Raw genomic sequence first — 21,803 nt, 5'->3', positions numbered from 1 at the left:
CCCGCACACGCTATTCACCGGCTATCGCCCTCAACTGGGTACCCCGTATTGTGGCCCAGCTTTCACCCAATCGGGGGAGACACCGGGAGACACCTCAAGGAAGAAAATTGAACCCTACTTACCCGTTAGAATAAGAGCCATGACGGAACCCCTGGATATCCAGCAGCAATCTCCCGCCCAGCCGCCATACCGCCTTGTAGTCACGGATATGGACGGGACTCTACTAAATGAAGACAAGGAAATCCCGGAGTCCTTTTGGCCGGTAGTCACGGAGCTGCTCGACCGCGGTGTCCACTTCGCTCCCGCGTCGGGCCGCCAGTACGCAACTCTGGCCGACCAGTTCGCCCCCATTGCACACCGCATCCCAATCATTGCGGAAAACGGCAACTATGTCGCGGATGCGGGCGAGGTGGTTTCGGTTACCAGTATCGACCACGACATCGTCACTCAGTTGGTACACGCGATCCGCCAGTTCAACGACAACCGTGTGGCGGCGGGCCGTACTCCCCTGTCGGTTATTATCTGCGGCGCTGCCAGCGCATACGTGGAGTTTTTCCCGCCGCATTTCAATATTCCGGAGGAAGTTCAGCAGCTGCAGTTCAACGAGGCCGCCAAGTACTACCTGAAGCTGCAGAAGGTCGATGATGTCATCGCCGCTGCCGCCGAGGACGGCATCGTCAAAATTGCCGCCTTTGATCCTTACTCCGTCGAAGACGAATCCGCCGATTACTTGCGTTCCCAGAGCCCGCACCTGCGCGCGGTAGTCTCCGGTGCCCACTGGGTCGACCTCATCGATGCCAACACCAACAAGGGCACGGCACTCGCCGCCCTGCAGGAGGCCCTAGGTGTCTCTCCTGCCGAAACTGTCTGCTTCGTTGACTACCTGAATGATCTCGAGCTCATCGACCACGCAGGCCGTTCGTTTGCCATGTCCAACGGTCACCCGGAAATCAAACGCCGCGCCACCGACATCTCACCGTCGAACGCGGAGGAAGGCGTCATCACGACGCTGCGCGAACTATTCAACCTCTAACGCCGCACCAACGTAATTGACCCCTTACCCCACTGGAGCGGTAAGTTAGAAAGGTTGAACCCGATTCCCTTATTCCGATTTTCTTTTTAAGGAAAGCGTAGTCTCCCTGTGACCACTCTCGCCGAAGAAGCAGCACGCCGCCGCACATTTGCCGTCATCGCACACCCGGATGCCGGTAAGTCCACCCTCACCGAGGCGCTGGCGCTGCATGCTCATGTCATTAACGAAGCCGGTGCTGTCCACGGCAAGGCCGGCCGCAAGTCGACTGTGTCCGACTGGATGGACATGGAGAAGGATCGCGGCATCTCGATTGCCTCTTCCGCCCTGCAGTTCGAGTACCAGCCAGAGGGGCACGACGGCGAACCATACATGATCAATCTCGTCGATACACCTGGTCACGCCGACTTCTCCGAAGACACCTACCGTGTGCTCACGGCTGTCGACGCCGCTGTCATGCTTGTCGACGGCGCCAAGGGTCTCGAGCCTCAGACGTTGAAGCTGTTCCGGGTTTGTAAGTCCAACGGAATTCCCATCGTCACCGTCATCAACAAGTGGGACCGCCCGGGTAAGGCTCCCCTGGAATTGATGGATGAGATTGTTGCGGAGATTGGCCTGCAGCCGACACCGCTGTACTGGCCAGTCGGCGAGGCGGGTGACTTCCGCGGTCTACTGGAGCGTGGCGAGGACGGTGAGGCCAAGCAGTTCATCGGCTTCGAGCGCACTGCCGGTGGTGCCACCATTGCCGCCGAGCGGCACCTCACCCCAGATGAGGCCGCCGCGGAACAGGGCGATGCCTGGGAGACGGCAGCCGAGGAGTCCGAACTGCTCTCCGCCGATAGCGCTGACCACGACCAGGAGATGTACCTAGCTGGCGACACCTCTCCGGTGATTTTCGCCTCGGCCATGCTGAATTGGGGTGTCCACCAGATCCTGGACACTCTCTGCGAACTGGCTCCGGCACCTGGCGCCCGCGAGTCCGACCCGGCTGCCGTTGCCGCTGCTGCGGCTGGCGGCCAGGGAGCTATCGTCGAAAAGCGCGAACCGACGGATGATTTTTCGGGCGTCGTGTTCAAGGTGCAGGCGGGTATGGATACGCACCACCGCGACAAGCTGGCATTCATGCGCGTTGTCTCTGGTGAGTTTGACCGCGGCATGCAGGTCACGCATGCGCAGTCGGGACGCAGTTTTTCTACAAAGTACGCCCTGACAGTGTTCGGTCGGACGCGTTCGACCGTGGAGACGGCCTACCCGGGCGACATTGTCGGCCTGGTCAATGCGGGTTCGCTGGCGCCGGGTGACACCATTTACGAGGGCCGCAAGGTTCAATTCAAGCCGATGCCGCAGTTCGCGCCGGAGCACTTCCGCACCCTGCGCGCCAAGAGCCTGGGCAAATACAAGCAGTTCCGCAAGGCTGTCGATCAGCTCGATGCCGAGGGCGTGGTGCAGATTCTGCGCAACGATGCCCGCGGCGATGCCGCCCCGGTCATGGCCGCGGTCGGACCGATGCAGTTCGAGGTAATGATGGCGCGCATGGAAAACGAGTACAACGTCGAGACCATCGCAGATCCCATCCCCTACTCCGTCGCCCGCCGCACGGACGAAGAGACCGCGCCGGAGCTTGCAAAGCAACGCGGCGTGGAAATCTTCACGCGTTCCGACGGCGCCCTCATCGCCCTCTTCGGCGACAAGTGGAAGCTGTCATTCATTGAGAAGGAGCACCCGGAGTTCACGCTCGAGACGCTGGTCGCTGACTAGAGTTTTAAGGAGATTTCACCAACATTGAGCCAAACGGTTGAGCTTCCTCCACAACCAAGTGCATGGCAACTTTTTACTGCCTTCCACTCCCGTGCGCAGAGATGGCCAGGTGCCCTCCGCGCAGCACTCGCGCTATTCCTGCCGGGTGCCGTGGCACTTCTCACCGGCCATGGTTCGGAGATGCTCCTTATCGCCGCTGGTGGTTGCGTGGTCATCTATGGCGAAGGCCACCCCTACCGCAGTCGCCTGCGCGTGATGGCCATCGCCGGGCTATGCCTGATCGCCGGAGTTATGTCCGGCAGTTTTGTCGGATCAGTGGTCCACGGTGAGATCGCTTCCGGCGGCAGCAATCTATGGCTGCTGCTCATCGCACTTTTTACCACGGCGTTGGCCACCATCGGCGCTTTTATTCAAAACGCACTGCGCCTGCCACCGCCAGGTTCATTCTTCATTGTGATGGTCTCCGGCGGCACAACAATGGTCGCCCGCCTTGGCTTCAACCCGGTGGAAACCGCCATGTGGGCTACCGTTGGCGTGCTTTCCGCGATAGTCATCGGCATGGCACCGCGGTTGTGGAATCCGCATGGCCCCGAGATGGCGGCTGTCGAATCCCTTGAATCAGCCATCGACGCGATGGAAAAGTCAGACTCGACATCGTTCGCCGTTCATCACCAGGCGCAAACTGCACTCACCGACGCATGGGAATCGCTTGCCGACGCAGGCATCATCCGTGGCAGCAAAATCGTTAAGCCCTCCCACACGGAACTGGTCAACCGTGTCATTGCTGCTCATCAGCGGCTGATTGCTATCCGCACACGCTTGGGCGTGCACGGCAGCGCTGTGGACATCGTGGACACGCCTAACCTCTTCGACGAGACGCAGACAACCATTCCACTCGCGCGACCAAGCGTGAGTTACCGAATCTTCCGCTCTTTCGATCGCTATTCCCATGCGTCGATGACTGCGGCAAAGGTTGCTATTACCGGTGGCTTAGCTGGTCTCATCAGCGTGCTTGTCGGTCTCGACCGGCCTGACTGGGCGGTGGTCAGCGCATTGATGACTCTGCAGTGGGGTCCCGACCGCACCGCTGGTTCGATCCGAGGGATTCACCGCATGGTCGGCTCGATTATCGGCATTTTCCTCTATGCGCTGCTCTTTTCCTTTGGCCTGGACAGCTGGACGCTACTTATCGCGCTTGCAGCCTGCCAATTCGGCGCGGAGGTTCTCGTGGTGAAGAACTATGCGCTGACGACAATCGTCACCACTCCGCTGGCTCTGCTGCTGGGCGGAAACGTCGCTGGCGAACTCGCACCGATTGTGACCGATCGTGTCTTGGAAGTCGGTATCGCCTGCGCGCTGGCTCTCGCTGTCCTGCACTTCTGGCCAACCGAGAGCATTGAAAAGCACTACCTGCGTCATATTCCGCGCTGCTATCGACAGATGGGCACTCTTCTCGGCGCGCTGCTAACCGGTACTCCGAATCAGGCGCTCGATATTCGTCGAGATCTCCAGTACGAGCTGCTCAGTGAGCGCCAGGCCATCTCGTCTTTGGCCACCAACGACCCCGAAATCGCCACTCCACACTGGGATGGGCATCGTCGCATTCGCACAGCTGGCTATTTGTTGCTGGACTACTGTCGCACGCATCCGGATATCCGCCCCTCTCACGAGGAGATTTCCAAGCTCGTTGAGGTAGTCCAGGCAGCTAAAGCTGAGGAGCGCTAGTCCTCCGGCAGCGGGGGCTCCTTGCGCAGGTCGCGGGCTGTTGCCCGCCGTACCTCGCGCGGTTCCTCCTCCGAGCCCCGCGAACGGAACTTAGCCGCGATGTCCTTCAGCGAAGACGACAGCGGCGGCAGCTTCTCCAGCGCGTCACGGCCCGCGTCCCACGCGTCGGTAGCAATATTCTCCGCTTTCCGACGGAACTTGCGGACCTTCTCCTCACGCTGCCGCTTAGTCTCTGCCGCGTCATTTTGCCGCTCGCGCTCGCGTTCAAAGGCGGCGACATCGCGGGCCTCCGCGTCGGAAAGCCTCTTCGAAGCGTGTGCCGCGGCGTCCCACGACTCCTCCAGCGATTCCGCGAGGTGCAACATGGCATCGATGCGCTTTTCAACTTCGCGCAACTTCTCGCGGTAGCCCCGCTGAATGTCATAGCGGCGCATGATGCGGCGGGCACGAGTGGCCTCATTGCGCCAGGTGATGATTGCGCCCTCAGAAATCGACTCATCGACGACGAAACGCATCGTCCACGGGTCGACATCAGCGCTGGCCAGATTGTTGCGTACCCGCTCCTCGCGGTCGAGGACGTCCTGCACGAGACTGCGGGCACGCTCTTCGGCTTGATGGGCGCGGTTGGTACGGGAGTTATCTGGTCGGAAGCTCACCTGGACTATCCTACCGCTCGGCTGCTGCCAAAGCCGGTACTTGGTCGGTCGCGGAGCTCTTCTGCTGGTCATTGTCGCTCTGGTGCTCGAGGCGAACCCAGGAGACAAAGCCCCAAATAACGAAGCATCCGTAGAAGAGGTACAGCGCCGCCGACGGGTAGTAGCCACCCTTGAGCAGCAACGGCACTCCCACGGCATCAACGGCAATCCAAATTAGCCAGAATTCGTTCCACCCGCGGGCCATACCCCAGGTCGCCAACATCGAACCGACGAAAATCCAGGCATCGGCCCATGGCCCCCACGAGCCCAGCATCTCAAAGATATTGGCACAAATCACAGTGGCGAAGATAGCCACGGTAATCATCCCAATGCGTTCCGATGCCGTCGCCCACCGAGGCTCAATTGCGACCTCGTCACCGCTCTGATTGCGGCTCTTGACCCAGCTGAACCATCCGTAGAGACTGACGACGATAAACATGACCTGACGCCCCGCCTGGCCATAGAGATCAAGATTTTGCGGCGTGTGGAAAACTCCGCCGAGGAAGACGGTAAACAGCAAGGCATTTCCGATAATGCCGACCGGCCAAGCCCATACCTTCCGTTTCATACCTAGGAAGGCACACGCCAGGCCAAAGAGGTTACCGACAATTTCTCGAATCAAGATTGGTGCTCCCGCCACACTGAGCTGTGCAGTGAGGAAACCCACCAAAAAATCCGACACGTATTCCACGAATTATTCAACTCCTTCTCTTTCATCCGGACTATGACCGTCGGTTTCGGATTCCAACCGAAATCTGCTTGTCCCCTACCTGACGACCCTTCTGGCCACAGGTAGGGCGCTCGTGGACTTGTCTGCGTCAGCCGCAGCATCACCACCGGTGAGGAATTTCACCTCGCCCTGAGAATGCGAGTTCAACGTTAGCACTGTCGCCTTGCGCGCATGTGCATTTTATTCAATGAGGTTTCAATATGAGGTTCTAATACAGCCTCGACATAATTACGCATCTACAATGCGTAGTATGAGCCAAAAGCCCCGCCAACCACGTCCTCCCCGCCCCGCCCGCCGCTCCCATCACAAGCGCTCCGCTGGCTGGGTTCCGGACCAGCACGGCGCCTGGTTCATGGTCACCATTCCCCCGCTGACCGCTCTCGCCCTCACCCCCACAGGGACAGGCCTTGCCGTCACCGCGACCTGGCTGCTCGGCTACTTCGCATTCTTCGCCGTGAGCGTCTGGCTCCGCTCTCGTCGCCAACGCCGCCACCTCGCACCCGCCGCCACATACACCGCGCTCACTGCCGTCGCCGGCTGCATCACACTGCTTGCCGACGTTTCCCTCCTCACCTGGGTCGCCCTCATTGCCCCTCTTGCCGCTATCGCTATTTGGGAGACCTACCGCCGCCGACCGCGCTCACTTCTCTCTGGTGTCTCCACCGTTCTGGCCGCTAGCCTCATGGTGCCTATCATCGCCGGACCAACCCCGAAAGCTTGGGCAATTGCGGCTATCTACGCTGGATATTTCGTCGGCACCGTGCCCTATGTAAAAACTATGATTCGCAAGCGCGGCAACCGCCAGTGGCTCATTGGCTCGGTCACGTATCACGTTCTCATTACCGCCGTGGCCATCATCGGGTGGCTCCTCCTCCACGACCGGAACCTCATCAGCATCGGTGTGCCCATCGTCGCAATTGGGCTTCTCATCAGGTCTTTTGCCATGCCAATCTCCGGCGCTCGCCGCGCTCGGCCGTGGACTCCGAAACAGGTCGGAATTCTCGATGCCTTCTTTGGAGTCGCCGTCGTTCTGGCTGCGTGGTAAAAACGACGGCGGGGACATACTTTGGGGATTTTTGGGGAGGGGATGAAGTCTATGACTTCCACCAAACACGCAGTCAATCACGCAGTTTCCGTCTCAGACTTGGCCGCTAGCCTGAACTCGCGGCAGGCACCACAGTCGGGCTGGCGCAGCTGGGTTCATAAGGCCACCTGGGGCGCAATTTCACCGCGGGAATCATCGTCGGCACGCAAGCAACGCGAGCTGATAGAGCGGGTGCGACAGCCTATCTACGGTGACTACAACATCGCTGTTATCAGCGTGAAGGGCGGCGTTGGCAAGACGTCGACAACCATGTGCCTGGGCGCCACGCTTGCAAGCCTGCGCAGTGACCGAATCGTCGCGATCGACGCGAATCCGGACTTTGGCACCCTCGGCGCACGCGTCACCGCAGCCAATCCCGCATCTATTCGCGATCTGCTCCGAGCCCCGGATACGGACAAATACGCGCAGGTCCGTACATATACATCGCACACGCCATCGCGGCTGGAGGTTGTCGGCAGCGACCAAAATCCGACATCGACGATCGCGCTTTCCGACGGCGAATACTGCGCGGCCCTCGACATCCTTCGACGGCATTACAACGTGAGCCTGACTGACTGCGGTACCGGCCTGACGCAGCCCATCTCCGCTTCGATTCTGTCTGCGGCCAATTGTCTGGTGCTGGTCACCACGCCTGCACTGGACGGCGTGAAAAGCGCCTGGACGACATTGGACTGGCTTTCAGCGCACGGCTTCGAACGGTTGGTTTCTACCACTGTCGTGGTGGTCAACGAGCTAAATAAACAGGGACTGTCCACAGAGACCGTGCACGAGTTATTTGCCCAGCGCTGCCGTGCAGTGCAGGTCATCCCCTACGATCCGCATATCGCGAATGGTGCCAATATCGAGCTGGACAATCTCCAGCCCGCCACCACCCAGAGTTATCTCGAATTGGCGGCCATGATTGCCGATGATTTCGCGCCGACGACTGGCCGCCACAGCTTTGTCTAACGCATAGCCAGCTAACGAAGGTGCTGTCGAATCTCTTCGACATCAACTTCCTGCACGGTAGCGGGCTTAAAGGCGGCGTCGCGGTCCTTATCCACCAACACTGCCCGCACGCCTTCGGCAAAATTGGGGTGCTGACGCATGTAAGCGCCAAGCCTCATTTCCCGGTCTAGCGCCTCCTGCAAGGTGACCTCGTGGGCCGAGTTAGCCGCATAGAGTTCCACGGCCGCTACGAGACTTTCCGGGTTGGCGGGTGCCAGCAGGTCGCGAAAAGTCTCCACTGTTGACGATGCACAGGAGCCCGCCTCAGCGGCTTCGTTGAGAGCTCGCTCAATCTCCGCCCAGGTATCAGCCCCAAAGCAAGCCTCAATGCAGTCGCTCCACTCGGCCAACTGCGGATCCCCGAGCAGATCACGAGCCTCAGCTGAGTCCACATCGAGCGCATACTCCGCGAGCGCCGAATCAATTCCATCGCGGTCCAGAGCCGCAACAAACTCGTCCAGCTGCGCGGATGGCACCGCATGTGTCGCCCATCCAGACCACAGCATGTCCGCCGCAGTTAGGCGGTAACCGGTCAGCCCGGTAAACCTCGCGATTGCCGACGAGGGCCCTCCTAACCGCGTGTTCACATGCTGCGAAAAGTGGGTAATTCCAACGTCGGGAATAAAGCCGATTGCCATTTCTGGCATGGAAGCGCTGGCACGCTCGGTCACGATTCGGTGGGAGCCGTGCATGGAAACACCAAGGCCACCGCCCATAGCGATGCCATCAATAATCGCGATATATGGCTTGGACTGCGCGAATTCCGCAATCATCGCGTTCATCTCGTACTCATCCCGGAAAAACTCCTCCCCCTGCTCCGGAACGCCATCGAGCACAGCCTGCCGAACTGCGCGCACATCACCACCGGCACAAAACGCCTTGGGGTGACCGGATGAAACAACAATGTGGTCCACCGAGTCGTCGTCACGCCATGCGCGGAGCCCCTCGACGACCTCGGTGACCATATCCAAATCGAGCGAATTAAGTGCCTTCGGCCTATTCAGCCGAAGGTGACCAGATCGCCCGTGGACTTCTCGCAGCACCTTCGGCTCATCGACCTCGGTGCGTGCAGTGCCAGAACCGTTATCAGTAGCAGTCATGTCACCCAGTGTGACACAGATAACTAACCAGGGAAAGGTTCTGACGGGAAGGTTCTGCTGCGAAGGTTCTGACGACCAGAACCTCACTGAGACTAAGGAGCTACTTCTTCTTGCTCTTCTTGTCCTTTTTGCCCTTCTTGTGCTTCTTGCCCTTCTTATCGGACTTGCCTGCGCCCTTTACGCGGTCAGCCTCGAGATTGGCGGCAACGTCCGGCACATAGCGGAACTCCGTGCGCGGCGGACGCTCGTAGCTTCCCTCCGACTCCGGACGCTCCGGGATTTCCGGAACATCGCGGTGAATGCGCTCGTACGGAATGGTCGTCAACAGGTGGTTGATGACATTGATACGCGAACGCTTCTTATCCTCAGACTCAACCGTGAACCACGGTGCGGACGGGATATCGGTGTGGATGAACATCTCATCCTTTGCACGGGAGTAATCCTCCCAGCGGGTGATGGACTCCAAATCCATCGGCGAGAGCTTCCAGCGGCGCAGCGGATCCTCACGGCGGGACTTGAAGCGGGCAACCTGCTCCTCGTCCGACACAGAGAACCAGTACTTACGCAGGATAATGCCATCTTCGACCAGCAGACGCTCAAAAATCGGCGCCTGATGCAAGAAGCGACGGTACTCCTGGGAGGTGCAGAAGCCCATGACCCGCTCAACGCCGGCACGGTTGTACCAGGAGCGGTCGAAAATCACGATTTCACCAGCAGTCGGCAGCTTTTCGACGTACCGCTGGAAGTACCACTGACCCTGCTCACGGCTAGTTGGGGCCGGCAGAGCCTCAACACGGCAGGTACGGGGGTTCAGGTACTGCGTGATGCGCTTAATGGCCGACCCCTTGCCGGCAGCGTCACGCCCCTCCATCACGATGACAATTCGGGCACCGGTTTCTACTACCCACTGCTGCATTTCGACGAGCTCTGCCTGGAGCTTTTTAAGCTCGGCCTCATAAGCCTTCTTGTCGAGCTTCGGTGGGCGCTGGACGTCGTCATTATTCATAGTCCACAGTTTACCCGGCAGGGCGCGACGACCCTATTCGCCGGGTTTAACCGCGGGGCCTAATAGCTAACCTTTTTGCAACCCTAGTCGCGTGAGTAAAGACGCAGCGTGACCTGCGCAACAAGCCCAGCGAAGACCATGCCAATAACAACCACGATCGGCGCCACCACACCGATATCGCCGTTGGTCAGCGGCGCCAGGAGCTGTGCCTTGTACAGGTTACTCAGCGCCGGATCGATGACCGTCGCCTTGCCCAGGAACAGCGCACCAATGGCCAGCACACCACCAATCAGCGACGCAATCACAGCCTCGAGGACGAACGGCGCCTGCGTGAACCAACGGCTGGCACCGACCATGCGCATAATCTCAACTTCCTTACGACGCGAGAACGCCGCAATCTGCACCATGTTCGCAATCAGGAACACAGCGGCAACGGCCTGCACCGCAGCCAGCAGGAAGGTCGCATTTCGCACCGAATCCAAGTTCTGAGCTGCAGTACCGATCTCTTCATGCTGGTCAGTAACGTGGTCGACCTGTGGCAGCTCCCGAATCGGATCGAGCGGGCTGACATCGGTCGGATCGCTCAAACGCACCATCACGACAGCCGGCAGCGACTCCGGCGTCGCATTTTCCACGAGCACGGGGTCACTGTCCTTGAACATCTCCACGAAGTGGTCAAAGTTTTGCTGACGATTTCGGAAGGTCACCGAATCAATGCCGTCAGCCTCTTCAAGCTTGCCGACGACGTCAGCGCACTCCGGCGAGGAGCAAGTTTGGTCTTCGGCGGAGATTTGTTCATTCAGCTCAATCTGCACTTCTACTCGATCGAGATAGAGATCCTTCGTGCGGCTGGTCTGCTCAGTAACCAGGATGCCCGTCGCAAGCAGCGCCAACGACACCGCAGTCGTAATAATCATCGCGATGGTCATCGTGATGTTTCGGCCCAAGGAGGAGAAAGCCTCACCGAGGACAAAGCGAGTCTTCATAGGTCAGTAATACCTTTCGAATGAGTTCTTCTACCGATGGACTGTCTGCTAGTTGTTCAGGCCGTAAACACCCGTGGCGTCGTCACGCACGAGACGCCCCAGCTCCAGCTCCAGCACGCGGCGACGCATGGAGTCCACGGCATCGTTGTCGTGAGTCGACACAATAACGGTCGTGCCCATGCGATTGATGCGGTCAAGCAGGAGCATGATGTCACCGGAGGTGCTTGGGTCGAGGTTGCCGGTGGGCTCGTCGGCAAGCAAGATGAGCGGGCGGTTGACGAAGGCGCGAGCAATGGCGACGCGCTGCTGCTCACCACCAGACAACTCGTGCGGGTAGCGGTTTTCCTTGCCCGAGAGCCCGACCATTTCGAGCGTTTCCGGAACTGCCTTGTCGATTTTCGCCTTCGGCTTGCCAATTACCTGCAACGCGAACGCGACATTTTCGTACACCGTCTTCTTTGGCAGCAGGCGGAAGTCCTGGAAGACATACCCCACTTTTTGACGCAATTTAGGGATGTTGCGACGAGAAATCTTGGTTAGATCCTGGTCTGCAACCGTCAGTTTTCCTGAATCCACTTTCTCTTCACGCACCATAAGGCGCAGGAAGGTCGACTTACCAGAGCCCGACGGTCCAATGAGAAAGACAAACTCACCTTTATCTATGTGGACTGAAACGTCGTCGAGAGCTGGTCGGCTAGAAGTCGAGTAGGACTTGGTAACCCCGTCGAAAGTGATCATAAGTAGACACTCTAATCACTTAAGCCACTCAAGTCACTCTGGAATGCGTGGAATTGGTCGCCGTGACGGGATTGCGGGAACAGGCGGCGTCGAACGCTACCCCAGAGCGCGCGACTGCACGAAAGCTCACGCCATAGCGGCATTCGAAATTATTTTCCCCAAAAATCTTTAAATACCCCTTTAATTCGCTTGCCTGTTCGATTACAATGAGCCATGAAAGATTAAACACGAGGATTAAAAACACCGAATAGCATCGCCGAGCTGCTTGAAGCTCGGAAAGTTAACACTCAGAGCTAGTCGAAAATACTTTCCCTACCTCTTCCCTATTCCAACATTTCAACGTCCAGGCCTTATCTTTCAGGGGGATTCAACAATGGCCAGCGGGGAAAATATACCACGCAAACGCACTTACACTGCGGCGATGGAAGCAACAGCGCCACGCTTTCACCATGAGATTTCTCAAACAGCACCAGCACGTCTTGGAATTGACCGCAATCGAGCTGACTTGAAGCTTGCCCTTGCTTGTGTTCCCTGTTCTTCAACAAAAGATGTCGAAGATTACATCGCCAAAATCGCTCCAGCTCTTGGCATGTCACGTGGGAGAACACTCCAGTACATCGATGTCGGAATGCAACTAGAGCGACTCCCGCGGTTAAAAGAGCTTCTGCTCAAACGCGCACAGCTACCGCTTCCCCACATGCGGGTCATTGCCACGGCCATCCTCCCATTGGATGACCCCTCGGCTGTGAGATATTTCGAAGACCATCTCCTTGAGCTGATCACGCCGAGAGTCAATGGTGAAGTTCTTCGCGGAGTTCGGAGCCTTCAACAGAATATTCAGCGACTTATTGATGAAGTCAGCCCGCTATTGCGCCCGAAGAATGAGTACGACCCGCCGATCACTTCGTTTCAAAAAGGCATCGAACAAAAAGCTGGCGAATCTATAAAGTTCGAGTTAAAGGACACCCTCACTGAAGTCACCATGGAACTGATGCCTGAGCGGGCAATTGAGTTTCAGAAGGTCTTGGAAGAAATCACCGCTGATCAAGACTGCGACTTCGTCGAGGCTTTTTCACACCTTCTGCACGGGACTGCTCAGGTCACCGCCACACTGAATCTGTACTGCCCGCTTACCCAAGACAAGCCCCAAGAAGCCTGGATTGGCGGCCTAGGGTGGATCAACAAAATCGCCGCTGAATCCTGGCTCGATCGGGTCACTGGCATCCGGCTACTAGCGGACGAGAAAACGGAAAAGTACTCGCCAACAGAGCGACAGCGTACTTACATCCAAGGTAGAGACGGCACCTGTCGCTTTCCCGGATGTGATGTCGATGCGACGAAGTGCGACATCGACCACATTCAGCCGTATAACCACGAGAATCCCGACGAAGGTGGCCAAACCGAGACGCCCAACCTCCATTGCCTATGCCGTCGCCACCACAATCTAAAAACGGCCGGTCTTTGGAATGTCGTGCGCGATATCGACGGCGTGGAGTACTGGACCTCCGCCACTGATCAGAGCGCTGAAAAAGCTGCCCTAATCAGCACAGAATCAGGGCCGCTCTCCGGCCACGGTCGCTACTCCTTCGACCTGCGCAAGACAAAGAAAGCACAGACACTCAAGGAGTACAACGAGCAGAGGTTGGAAAACCTCCGCGAATCACAGGAGCTGACAAATCAGGCTCGCGAAGAACTGGGAATGAACAAAAACAAGAGAAAATCAGAAGCCGACGAGCCCACCACACCGGAAGCACCGGAAACTCCCGAGACACCGGAAGCACCCGAAGACGAACCGCCGTTCTAGCGCTGCTCCCCTTCGGACTGCTGAGCCATGCGCCAGCGAATACCGGCCTCAATGAAACCGTCGAGGTCACCGTCGAGGACCGACTGCGGGTTGTTGACTTCGTATTCGGTACGCAGATCCTTCACCATCTGGTACGGGTGCAGCACATAGGAGCGCATCTGGTTACCCCACGAGGCATTGCCGCCTGCGCCGAGAGCGTCCAGCTCCGCGCGCTCTTCCTGGCGCTTCTTCTCCAGCAACTTCGCCTGCAGAACACGCATGGCAGATGCCTTGTTCTGGTGCTGCGACTTCTCGTTCTGACAGGTCACCACGATGCCGGTTGGGACGTGCGTAAGTCGGACCGCGGAGTCCGTGGTGTTCACCGACTGCCCACCTGGGCCGGAGGAGCGGTAGACGTCGATACGCAAATCTGACTCGGGGATGTCGATGTGATCCGTTTCCTCCACAACCGGCAGCACCTCAACCTCAGCGAAGGAAGTCTGGCGGCGCCCCTGGTTGTCGAAAGGACTAATACGAACCAGACGGTGCGCACCCTGCTCGACCGAGAGGGTGCCGTACATGTACTCGCCATGGACGACGAAAGTAGCGGACTTAATACCGGCCTCTTCAGCGTAGGACGTGTCGTAAACCTCGACCTTATGCCCATGCTTGTCGGCCCAGCGCAGGTACATACGCATGAGCATCTCGGCCCAGTCAGCGGCATCCACGCCACCGGCACCGGAGCGGATGTTGATGACCGCCTCGCGCTCGTCGTAAGGCCCCGAAAGCATCGTAGTGACCTCGAGGGATTCGATGTCGGCACGCAGCTCAGCGCGTTCGGCATCGGCCATCTCGACGGCGTCGGGGTCGCCCTCCTCTTCCGCGAGTTCGTACATCACAGAGAGATCGTCGAGGCGCCCGCGCAGCGAGTCGATCTTTTTCTTCTTCGCCTGCGCCTGCGATAGTGCGCTGGTGACCTGCTGCGCGTGGTCGGGGTCATCCCACAGCGACGGGTCGGCGGCCTGGGCTTCCAACTCCCTGATCCGGTCGGAAAGCTCGTCGACATCGACCACCTTCTCAATGGTGGTCAGCGTCGCGTCGAGTTCTTTGAGGTCAGCATTCAGATCCGGGTTCACGGGTACTACCTTAGCTATACCGCCTGTTTCGGTGCACAATAGGACGTATGTCTGAATCCACCGCCAGCCAAGATTCCAGCCAAGACCCGCACCAAGATTCCAGCCAAGACCTAGAACTCTTTCTCTCCCAAGTATCCGAGTCGATTGTGGCATCGGATACCAGCGTTGCGGTTGCCATCGTGAAGCGTGCCGCTACCATTGCCGCTCGTATGCGCGACGAAGGCCTGGTCACGGAGTACAAGACATCGATTTCCGACGTCGTCACCGCGGCCGACCGCGCAGCGGAGAAATTCGTCGTCGAGGCTTTGGCCGCGCTCCGCCCGGAGGACGGCATTCTTGGCGAGGAAGGGTCCGCGAAGGAGTCCCAGTCTGGTCGCACGTGGGTGATCGATCCTGTCGATGGCACCTACAACTTCACCACTGGTTCGGACTACTGGTGCAGCGCATTGGCGCTGGTTATGGGCGATGCGAACAATCCGGATGAGGTCGTCCTCGGCGCGGTGCACCGCCCGGCAACGGGCGAGAGCTGGATTGGTGGCCCCAATCTCCCGACCACTCGTATCAACCTCGATGGCACTGTTGATGACCTCCGGGTCACTGACCGCCCCCTCTCGGAAGTCTGCGCAGCGACCTACCTCCACACCACGGTGGTGAGCTCGAGCGAGGAATCCGAGGCCACGGCTACAAAGTCCTGGCTGGATGCGGTGTCCCGCAGCGCTACCTGGCGCATGCTGGGCTCAGCGTCGGTGGATATGGCAGGCGTTGCCGACGGCCGCATCGGCGTATGGTTCCAGCGCGACGTCGCAGCCTGGGACTGGCTGCCTGGGTATGCGCTTATCTCGGGCGCAGGCGGCGAATGTACGTCGGTGGGGCGCTGGAAGCTTGCGGGCTCGAGTGGCCAGGTCGCAGAGCTGAGTGAGGTTCTGCGCTAGAATTTCGGCCATGACCACCTCTTACTCCGAAGATCTCGCCCTCGCACTCTCGCTTGCCGACGCAGCCGACGACCTCACGATGTCCCGCTTCGAGGCGGCCAATCTAATCGTCGAGTCCAAGCCCGACCTGACTCCGGTCTCCGATGCCGATATCGCGTGCGAGAAGCTGCTCCGCGAGATTCTGTCGGACAAGCGCCCGAGCGATGAAGTTCTCGGCGAAGAATTCGGCGGCGAAGCTGTGTTTGAGGGCCGTCAGTGGGTCATCGACCCCATCGACGGCACCAAGAACTTCGTGCGCAATGTCCCGGTCTGGGCCACCTTGATTGCCCTGCTGGAGGACGGCAAGCCGGTTGTCGGCGTAGTCTCTGCCCCAGCACTGGGCCGTCGCTGGTGGGCATCCAAGGGCGACGGCGCATTCAAGCGCACCCACGTCGGTGGCCGGGAAGCCGCTCAGCGCCGCATTGAGGTCTCGAAGGTGGCAGACATCGCGGACTGCTCAATTTCCAACTCTTCGCTCACCGGCTGGGCCGAGCGCGACCTGCGCGACAACTTCATCGGTCTCACCGATGACGCCTGGCGCCTGCGTGGCTATGGCGACTTCTTCTCCTACTGCCTGGTAGCCGAGGGTGCGGTCGATGTCGCCGCAGAGCCGGAGGTTTCCCTGTGGGACCTGGCAGCGCTTGCGATCCTGGTGGAGGAAGCTGGCGGCCACTTCACTTCCCTAGTGGGAGTCGACGGGCCGCACGGCGGGGACGCAGTTGCGACGAATGGGGTGCTTCACGACGCCGTCGTCAAGCGCCTGGGCGGGTAAACAGGGTTTTCCAACCTATCGCAATTTGCGACGAGCGGCTCACTATCTCCCGTCCGCGTGACCGATATCCAGGATACGTCGCAGCTCAGCAAATACCTCAGGGCGTACCTCATGGGTTACCACCCGTCCACTCTTAGACCTAGTTAGCAGCCCGGCATCCGCCATGGTCTTTAAATGATGCGACACCGTCGGCTGACTAAGCCCAGAAACAGCGGCCAGCTCCCCTACGGTCATCGGACTACAGCCAGCGGCAGCGAGCTGAGACAAAATTTGCAGGCGCGCCGGTTGCGCCAGCGCTTTGAAGAGCGTTGCCGCAGCCTGCGCTTCCGCCGCGTCGAGAGGCCGACCGCCAAGTGCACAGCATTCTGAGATTTCGTCCATACCCGTTGAGGCTACACGGCCTCCCCTCTAAATATATTGACAATCATCGATATATTGATTACACCGGAAACTATGACACAGACTACAAAGTCACTCAGCTTCCTAGACCGCTTCTTGCCGCTATGGATTGCAGCTGCAATGGCAATTGGCCTCATTCTGGGCAAAATTGCACCGTCACTTGTGAACTGGCTGGCAGAGGCAAAAATTACGACAATTTCCGTACCAATCGCCATCGGATTGCTGGTCATGATGTACCCACCGCTCGCAAAGGTTCGATACGACAAAACGGGCAAAATTTTGACATCAAGGAAGCTGATGGGCATCACAGTCTTCCTCAATTGGATTCTCGGCCCCGCACTGATGTTCACCCTTGCCTGGATATTCCTCAGTGATAGTCCAGAACTGCGCACTGGCGTGATCATCGTCGGTCTCGCCCGCTGCATTGCAATGGTTTTGGTCTGGAACGACCTATCTTGCGGCGATACTGAAGTCGCTGCCGTATTGGTGGCCGTCAACTCGCTATTTCAAATTTTCATGTTCGGCGCTCTAGGGTGGTTCTACCTGCAGATTCTGCCCTCCTGGTTGGGACTGGAAACCACTTCCGCCACCTTTTCTTTTTGGGCAATCGCACTATCTGTAGTGGTATTCCTCGGTATTCCGCTTCTGGCTGGCGCGGCATCACGCATAATTGGTGAACGCACCCGTGGTCGCGACTGGTATGAAAATGAGTACTTGCCCAAAATCTCACCATTGGCACTTGCCGGCCTTCTATACACAATCGTGTTGCTCTTTGCGCTTCAGTCACAGCAGATTCTTGAGAATCCCTGGACCGTTGCGAAAGTGGCACTACCACTAGTGATCTACTTCCTCGCCATGTTCGCGATCGCTCTCACTTCGGCCAAGGCCGCGGGCATGAACTACGCAACCTCCGCATCGATTGCCTTTACGGCCGCCGGAAATAACTTCGAGTTGGCAATTGCGGTTGCGGTTGGCACCTTCGGCCCATTGTCCCAGCAAGCACTTGCGGGAACGATTGGACCACTTATTGAAGTACCCGTACTCGTTGCACTTGTCTACGTCACCCGCTGGCTCGGGCCACGCCTTTTTCCCAATGACCTTTCCGTACCGGACAAACTATAGAAAAAGGATTCTGAAATGAAGGAAATCCCGAAGGTACTTTTCATCTGCGTGGCAAATGCCGGTAAATCCCAGATGGCCGAGGCCATTGCGCGTGCAAAATATGCCACGCAGTTCATCGCCCTTTCAGCAGGAACGAACCCCAAAACTACTACCAATGCGCTTGCAGCCAAATCAGTTGCAGAAATCGGCGCTTCTATGGACGGTGCATCACCAAAGCCGATTGACCCCACGATTCTCCGGACTGCAGATCGTGTTGTCATCATCGGCGATGCCGCTCATGTAGAGCTCCCCTCGGACGCTCAAGGCTCACTCGAGCGTTGGCTTACTGACGAGCCTTCAAAACGAGGCATCGACGGAGAAGAACGCATGGATCTGATTCGCGATGACCTCGAGCACCGTATCGACGAGTTAGCTGTCGAACTCCGTTCCACTAAGAATCCCTAAGCGGCAGAATCCAACAAAAGCCTCCTTATCGCCAGCGTAAGCCACACGACTGCGCCGACGCCTGCGATGAGGCCGAGGAGCAGGAACATCAGGCCGACTGCCCAGAGCCCGGTGGTGTCGTCAGTGCCGGCGATGATGCTCCAGCACAGGGCATAGCCGGCGACCGCTGCCCACCACGTGGGCAGAAGGTTCAGAGTTGGGGCGGGCACGCGCATCATGGCAGAGGCAGTAAGGATGACCATCGCGAAGCCACTGCAGAAAACCTGCCATGGCGAGTAGTCGTATTCGCCCTCGAGCGTCCACGCGAGCGTACAAAAGCAGATTAGGAATGCTGCGACAAAGACGAAAATCGTGTGCCCAAATGCGATACGCTCGCCGTATTTTTTGGCCAACCATGCGGCACCCACCCATGCGAGAGCGGTGGGGATGGCAATGATTAATAGGTACGCGAGGAAGACGCCTGGCACCTCTGCCCAGGTGAAACTCGTCAGCATCGATGTCATGCCACCAGGTTACGCCTGCCTCTTAGCTTTTTGAGCGCGCTAGTTTCCCAGTAAAAACACAGACGAAACACCATGATTTACACATAGTCACTTAATGTATTGTCAGGTTCGGTTGCTACAACTAGAAAGTCGTTTTCAATACGCCGTTTGTAGAGAGTGCTTTTTACCAAAGAGCACCTCCCTATAAGTTGTAGTAAAGGAGAAATCCGGGGTGAATAAACCTACCCGAATTGTGGGGCTCGATATAGCGCGCTCACTCGCCATCATCGGCATGATCATTGTCCATATGGCCTCACTACTTTGGAGCACAAAGGTTGTGCTCTCTGGCCTACCCTCATCACTGTTCGCCATTATCGCCGGCGCCACAATGATGATCATCGGCCGCAATTACAGCAGCACTACCTTCTTGCGCTTGATCACTCGCGGCGCCCTAATCATTCTCATCGGCCTGGCACTATTGCCGGTGGGTGGAGAAATTCAGGTGGTCCTCGTCATCATGGGCCTGGTAATGATGCTGGTTTCCTGGATGCCAGCGCTCGGAACCTGGTGGCGAGTCGGCTTCTTCATCGCCGCCACCATCGCCGCCACAATTAAGTACGCGCCTATGACGCTGCCGCAGATCTATCCGCTACTCGCGTGGATCGCATATTTCATCGGCGGCATGCTGCTTTACGACGTCTACCTACGCCGTCGCCTGCAAGACACTTCCACCTCTGAGAACAGCGCCAATGCTCGGTTGAGCTGGATTGTCACCGCTGTCAGTGCTGTCATCACGGCCGTCGGCATGTACTTCCGATTTGATCCCGAGATTGCTGGCTGGCTCCGTTTTACCGGACACACTGGCGTCTTCGGAGAAATCATTCTCTCCGTCGCAGTTGCCGCCATTGTCCTGCACTTGTGCCTTTTCATAGGCGATCGCTTCCCAGCTGTGGTTTACCCATTCGCGGCTATGGGAACAATGTCGCTGACAATCTACATCCTGCACGTTCTCACCGCGTTTTATTGGCAGCAGAATGTTGCATTGCATTCCACGTTGTCTGCAGCAGGTTTCATCGTATTCTTCCTCGTCATCGCTAGCCTCTGGAAGAAATTTGTCGGACAGGGCCCTGCCGAAAAACTCGTTGCCACCGCAATCAAGGGCATTGTTCCTTCTGGGAAAGGGAAATAACCGTGAAGAAAACATCTTTTTCCATCGCAGCAATTGTTAGCAGCACCCTGCTTCTATCTGCGACTCCAGCTCTTGCATTGGAAAACGGCGAACCCGCACCCGCCAATGCTGAAAGCAGTTCTGTGGCCGCGCTAAAGATTGGCAAAATCGGTAATTTCGGTGACTGCACCGGCACGCTGGTTGCCGACCAGTGGGTGCTCACCGCACGCCACTGCCTGGAGTCTGTGAACAACGAAGGGACCCAGGCCCGCATCGGTGGAAAGGTCTACGATGCCGATTCTTGGGCGCTTTCTCCAATGTCTGATGCGGGATTGCTTCACCTGACCGAAAAGGTCACCGACGCAACCCCGGCGAAGGTCTCCCGCGATATCCCCACACCTGGACAGACGGGAACTCTCTACGGCTGGAGCAGCAGCTCGTCCATGGCACGATCCGGGCAGCTTCCGATGACCAAGATGGTCGTCAATGAGCTGCTGGGAGGAGGCCCCACTGAAGGAACCCCAGGTGAGGCTGCGCCTGGTGGTGCTGTTCCGGGTGACGCTACTCCAGGCGAAGCTGTTCCGGGTGAGGCTATTCCGGGCGGCGCTGTTCCGGGTGACGCTATGGAATCAATGGAGATGCAACCAGGAGCTGCCATGCCAGATGACTCCAAAACCGAGTCGATCCCGGCAGGGATAGAAAGTATCCCAGCCGACGCTGCCATGATGCCAATGATTCAAAGCGCCATCCTGGACGCACATTCCGTTTCCGGCGCGGGTATGCAGGGAGGCGACTCCGGTGGCCCATTCTTCGTCGACGGAAAGCTCGCTGGTCTCGCTACCGCCGGAACCTCCAATGGCGACCCTGACCTGCCCTCCCCCAGCGCAGCTATCACTACCCTCGCTGGCACTGCTGACTGGATCGATGACATCACCTCCGGCCGTGACACAGAAAGTGTGCTGACTGCGGAGAACACTCCTGCTCCGCCAAAGACCATTCAGACCAGCGGTGATCACGTGTGGGCCTACCTCGCCATCGCATGCGCTGGCGTGGTTATCGCAGCGGCTTGGTCGCGCATTAAGAATGGCCGACAGTAAAACCGTCTGACCTCAACCAAAACCACCTCCCAGAATGAACTGGGTAGGTGGTTTTTTGATGCGACGGTTCATCCCCTGGTTCCAAAAGCTTCTCATCCCCGCACCGATTACTGCGGGCTTGCTCGGCTTGCTGCTAGGCCCCAACGCTTTGGGAATAATCCAGTTCAGCGAGCATTTCGGCGACTACGCGACCATTCTCATCGCGGCAGTCTTCGGTGCCCTGCCATTCACAATGGATTTCGATGCCAAGGTGCGCCAGCGCGCGCGAACGATGTGGTCCTATTCCGTAGGCATGTACCTGGCGCAGTGGGGATTCTTCGCGCTACTCGGCGTGATAATTTTTGCCCCACTGTTCAACACGCCGGACTGGTGTGGCTATTCGGTGGAGTAGCGCTTATCGGTGGGCTAGTCCTGTTGATTCTGCCGATGATCATGCTGAAGAAATCGAAAGCCAGGGCTTCGTAGAGTTCTTTATAGAGGGCGGGGACAGGAAAAGTTTTCTCCCGCCCTCTACTGTTGCGACCCCACAGTGGACGGGGATGCGGACGTTTTTTTGGACAGTTTCAATC

21 protein-coding genes, 1 pseudogene and 1 riboswitch are annotated in these 21,803 nt (G+C 58.1%); of the genes and pseudogenes, 13 read left to right on the top strand and 9 right to left on the bottom strand.

The window, feature by feature from the left end; genetic code table 11:
• Window positions 1-139: 139 nt before the first annotated feature.
• The 3 genes from HMPREF2920_RS02535 (at window position 140) to HMPREF2920_RS02525 (ending at window position 4,513) form a co-directional block, all read left to right on the top strand.
• Complete coding sequence (locus tag HMPREF2920_RS02535) at window positions 140-1,033, top strand: Cof-type HAD-IIB family hydrolase (RefSeq protein WP_070600933.1); 894 nt, start codon at window positions 140-142, stop codon at window positions 1,031-1,033.
• Between the two features lie 108 nt (window positions 1,034-1,141).
• Entirely contained in the window at window positions 1,142-2,788 is a 1,647-nt protein-coding gene (locus HMPREF2920_RS02530) for a peptide chain release factor 3 (protein ID WP_038626248.1), read from the top strand.
• A 24-nt stretch (window positions 2,789-2,812) separates the two neighbouring features.
• Window positions 2,813-4,513, top strand: coding sequence for an FUSC family protein (locus tag HMPREF2920_RS02525; protein WP_070853986.1), 1,701 nt, complete (start codon window positions 2,813-2,815; stop codon window positions 4,511-4,513).
• Here HMPREF2920_RS02525 and HMPREF2920_RS02520 read toward each other — a convergent pair.
• Window positions 4,510-5,169, bottom strand: coding sequence for a hypothetical protein (locus HMPREF2920_RS02520; protein WP_016423226.1), 660 nt, complete (start codon window positions 5,167-5,169; stop codon window positions 4,510-4,512). The genes HMPREF2920_RS02525 and HMPREF2920_RS02520 overlap by 4 nt on opposite strands.
• A 10-nt stretch (window positions 5,170-5,179) precedes the next feature.
• Window positions 5,180-5,899: a nicotinamide riboside transporter PnuC gene (gene pnuC / locus HMPREF2920_RS02515; protein WP_049192843.1), complete on the bottom strand. Its 720-nt coding sequence runs from the start codon at window positions 5,897-5,899 to the stop codon at window positions 5,180-5,182.
• A 10-nt stretch (window positions 5,900-5,909) separates the two neighbouring features.
• A riboswitch (FMN riboswitch) is annotated at window positions 5,910-6,079 on the bottom strand.
• Between the two features lie 109 nt (window positions 6,080-6,188).
• On the opposite strand from pnuC, the gene HMPREF2920_RS02510 reads away from it, so the two are divergent.
• Both HMPREF2920_RS02510 and HMPREF2920_RS02505 read left to right on the top strand, forming a co-directional pair.
• On the top strand, window positions 6,189-6,983 hold the full coding sequence (locus tag HMPREF2920_RS02510) for a YwiC-like family protein (RefSeq protein ID WP_065421705.1): 795 nt from the start codon (window positions 6,189-6,191) through the stop codon (window positions 6,981-6,983).
• Between the two features lie 51 nt (window positions 6,984-7,034).
• Window positions 7,035-7,991, top strand: coding sequence for a MinD/ParA family ATP-binding protein (locus tag HMPREF2920_RS02505; protein ID WP_224433563.1), 957 nt, complete (start codon window positions 7,035-7,037; stop codon window positions 7,989-7,991).
• An 11-nt stretch (window positions 7,992-8,002) separates the two neighbouring features.
• On the opposite strand, the gene HMPREF2920_RS02500 is transcribed toward HMPREF2920_RS02505, so the two are convergent.
• From HMPREF2920_RS02500 to ftsE, 4 genes are all read right to left on the bottom strand, one after another.
• Window positions 8,003-9,130, bottom strand: coding sequence for a 3-hydroxyisobutyryl-CoA hydrolase (locus HMPREF2920_RS02500; RefSeq protein WP_049192840.1), 1,128 nt, complete (start codon window positions 9,128-9,130; stop codon window positions 8,003-8,005).
• Window positions 9,131-9,230: 100 nt separating this feature from the next.
• Entirely contained in the window at window positions 9,231-10,136 is a 906-nt protein-coding gene (gene ppk2 / locus HMPREF2920_RS02495; RefSeq protein WP_049172194.1) for a polyphosphate kinase 2, read from the bottom strand.
• A gap of 83 nt (window positions 10,137-10,219) precedes the next feature.
• The gene (gene ftsX, locus HMPREF2920_RS02490; protein WP_016423232.1) at window positions 10,220-11,122 is read right to left on the bottom strand and encodes a permease-like cell division protein FtsX; all 903 of its coding nucleotides are present in this window, start codon (window positions 11,120-11,122) and stop codon (window positions 10,220-10,222) included.
• Window positions 11,123-11,170: 48 nt separating this feature from the next.
• Window positions 11,171-11,860 carry a cell division ATP-binding protein FtsE gene (ftsE, locus tag HMPREF2920_RS02485; RefSeq protein WP_016423233.1) on the bottom strand — a complete coding sequence of 230 codons (690 nt, stop codon included), beginning with the start codon at window positions 11,858-11,860 and terminating at the stop codon, window positions 11,171-11,173.
• 421 nt (window positions 11,861-12,281) lie between these two features.
• Between ftsE and HMPREF2920_RS02480 the strand changes: the two genes are divergently transcribed.
• Window positions 12,282-13,664 carry an HNH endonuclease signature motif containing protein gene (locus HMPREF2920_RS02480; RefSeq protein WP_246816232.1) on the top strand — a complete coding sequence of 461 codons (1,383 nt, stop codon included), beginning with the start codon at window positions 12,282-12,284 and terminating at the stop codon, window positions 13,662-13,664.
• Here the strand turns inward: HMPREF2920_RS02480 and prfB are convergent.
• Window positions 13,661-14,779, bottom strand: coding sequence for a peptide chain release factor 2 (gene prfB / locus HMPREF2920_RS02475; RefSeq protein ID WP_049189559.1), 1,119 nt, complete (start codon window positions 14,777-14,779; stop codon window positions 13,661-13,663). The two genes, HMPREF2920_RS02480 and prfB, sit on opposite strands and share 4 nt — an antisense overlap.
• A gap of 47 nt (window positions 14,780-14,826) precedes the next feature.
• Between prfB and HMPREF2920_RS02470 the strand changes: the two genes are divergently transcribed.
• Window positions 14,827-15,711, top strand: a complete 885-nt coding sequence (locus tag HMPREF2920_RS02470) for an inositol monophosphatase family protein (RefSeq protein WP_049192836.1) — start codon at window positions 14,827-14,829, stop codon at window positions 15,709-15,711.
• 10 nt (window positions 15,712-15,721) lie between these two features.
• On the top strand, window positions 15,722-16,522 hold the full coding sequence (hisN, locus tag HMPREF2920_RS02465; protein WP_049172187.1) for a histidinol-phosphatase: 801 nt from the start codon (window positions 15,722-15,724) through the stop codon (window positions 16,520-16,522).
• A 42-nt stretch (window positions 16,523-16,564) separates the two neighbouring features.
• Here the strand turns inward: hisN and HMPREF2920_RS02460 are convergent, their stop codons facing one another.
• Window positions 16,565-16,903 (bottom strand): ArsR/SmtB family transcription factor, encoded by a 339-nt coding sequence (locus HMPREF2920_RS02460; RefSeq protein WP_016423238.1) that lies wholly within the window; start codon window positions 16,901-16,903, stop codon window positions 16,565-16,567.
• Between the two features lie 72 nt (window positions 16,904-16,975).
• Here HMPREF2920_RS02460 and arsB point away from each other — a divergent pair, with 72 nt between their 5' ends.
• Window positions 16,976-18,043 carry an ACR3 family arsenite efflux transporter gene (gene arsB, locus HMPREF2920_RS02455; RefSeq protein ID WP_070545954.1) on the top strand — a complete coding sequence of 356 codons (1,068 nt, stop codon included), beginning with the start codon at window positions 16,976-16,978 and terminating at the stop codon, window positions 18,041-18,043.
• Between the two features lie 15 nt (window positions 18,044-18,058).
• The gene (locus HMPREF2920_RS02450) at window positions 18,059-18,487 is read left to right on the top strand and encodes an arsenate-mycothiol transferase ArsC (RefSeq protein WP_070600936.1); all 429 of its coding nucleotides are present in this window, start codon (window positions 18,059-18,061) and stop codon (window positions 18,485-18,487) included.
• Here the strand turns inward: HMPREF2920_RS02450 and HMPREF2920_RS02445 are convergent.
• The gene (locus HMPREF2920_RS02445; RefSeq protein ID WP_048733884.1) at window positions 18,484-18,990 is read right to left on the bottom strand and encodes a hypothetical protein; all 507 of its coding nucleotides are present in this window, start codon (window positions 18,988-18,990) and stop codon (window positions 18,484-18,486) included. The two genes, HMPREF2920_RS02450 and HMPREF2920_RS02445, sit on opposite strands and share 4 nt — an antisense overlap.
• Window positions 18,991-19,201: 211 nt before the next feature.
• Here HMPREF2920_RS02445 and HMPREF2920_RS02440 point away from each other — a divergent pair, with 211 nt between their 5' ends.
• From HMPREF2920_RS02440 to HMPREF2920_RS02430, 3 genes and pseudogenes are all read left to right on the top strand, one after another.
• On the top strand, window positions 19,202-20,158 hold the full coding sequence (locus HMPREF2920_RS02440) for a DUF418 domain-containing protein (protein WP_069359292.1): 957 nt from the start codon (window positions 19,202-19,204) through the stop codon (window positions 20,156-20,158).
• Window positions 20,159-20,160: 2 nt separating this feature from the next.
• On the top strand, window positions 20,161-21,234 hold the full coding sequence (locus tag HMPREF2920_RS02435; RefSeq protein WP_070595375.1) for a trypsin-like serine protease: 1,074 nt from the start codon (window positions 20,161-20,163) through the stop codon (window positions 21,232-21,234).
• Between the two features lie 34 nt (window positions 21,235-21,268).
• A pseudogene (locus HMPREF2920_RS02430) lies at window positions 21,269-21,610 on the top strand (sodium:glutamate symporter); the annotation flags it as partial.
• Between the last annotated feature and the right edge of the window lie 193 nt (window positions 21,611-21,803).

It is taken from the genome of Corynebacterium sp. HMSC075F02, assembly GCF_001838335.1.
In the GTDB taxonomy this organism is placed as follows: Bacteria; Actinomycetota; Actinomycetes; order Mycobacteriales; family Mycobacteriaceae; genus Corynebacterium; species Corynebacterium jeikeium_D.
Note: the sequence above shows the minus strand (reverse complement) of the source record. Positions and strands in the feature narration are given on the sequence as shown.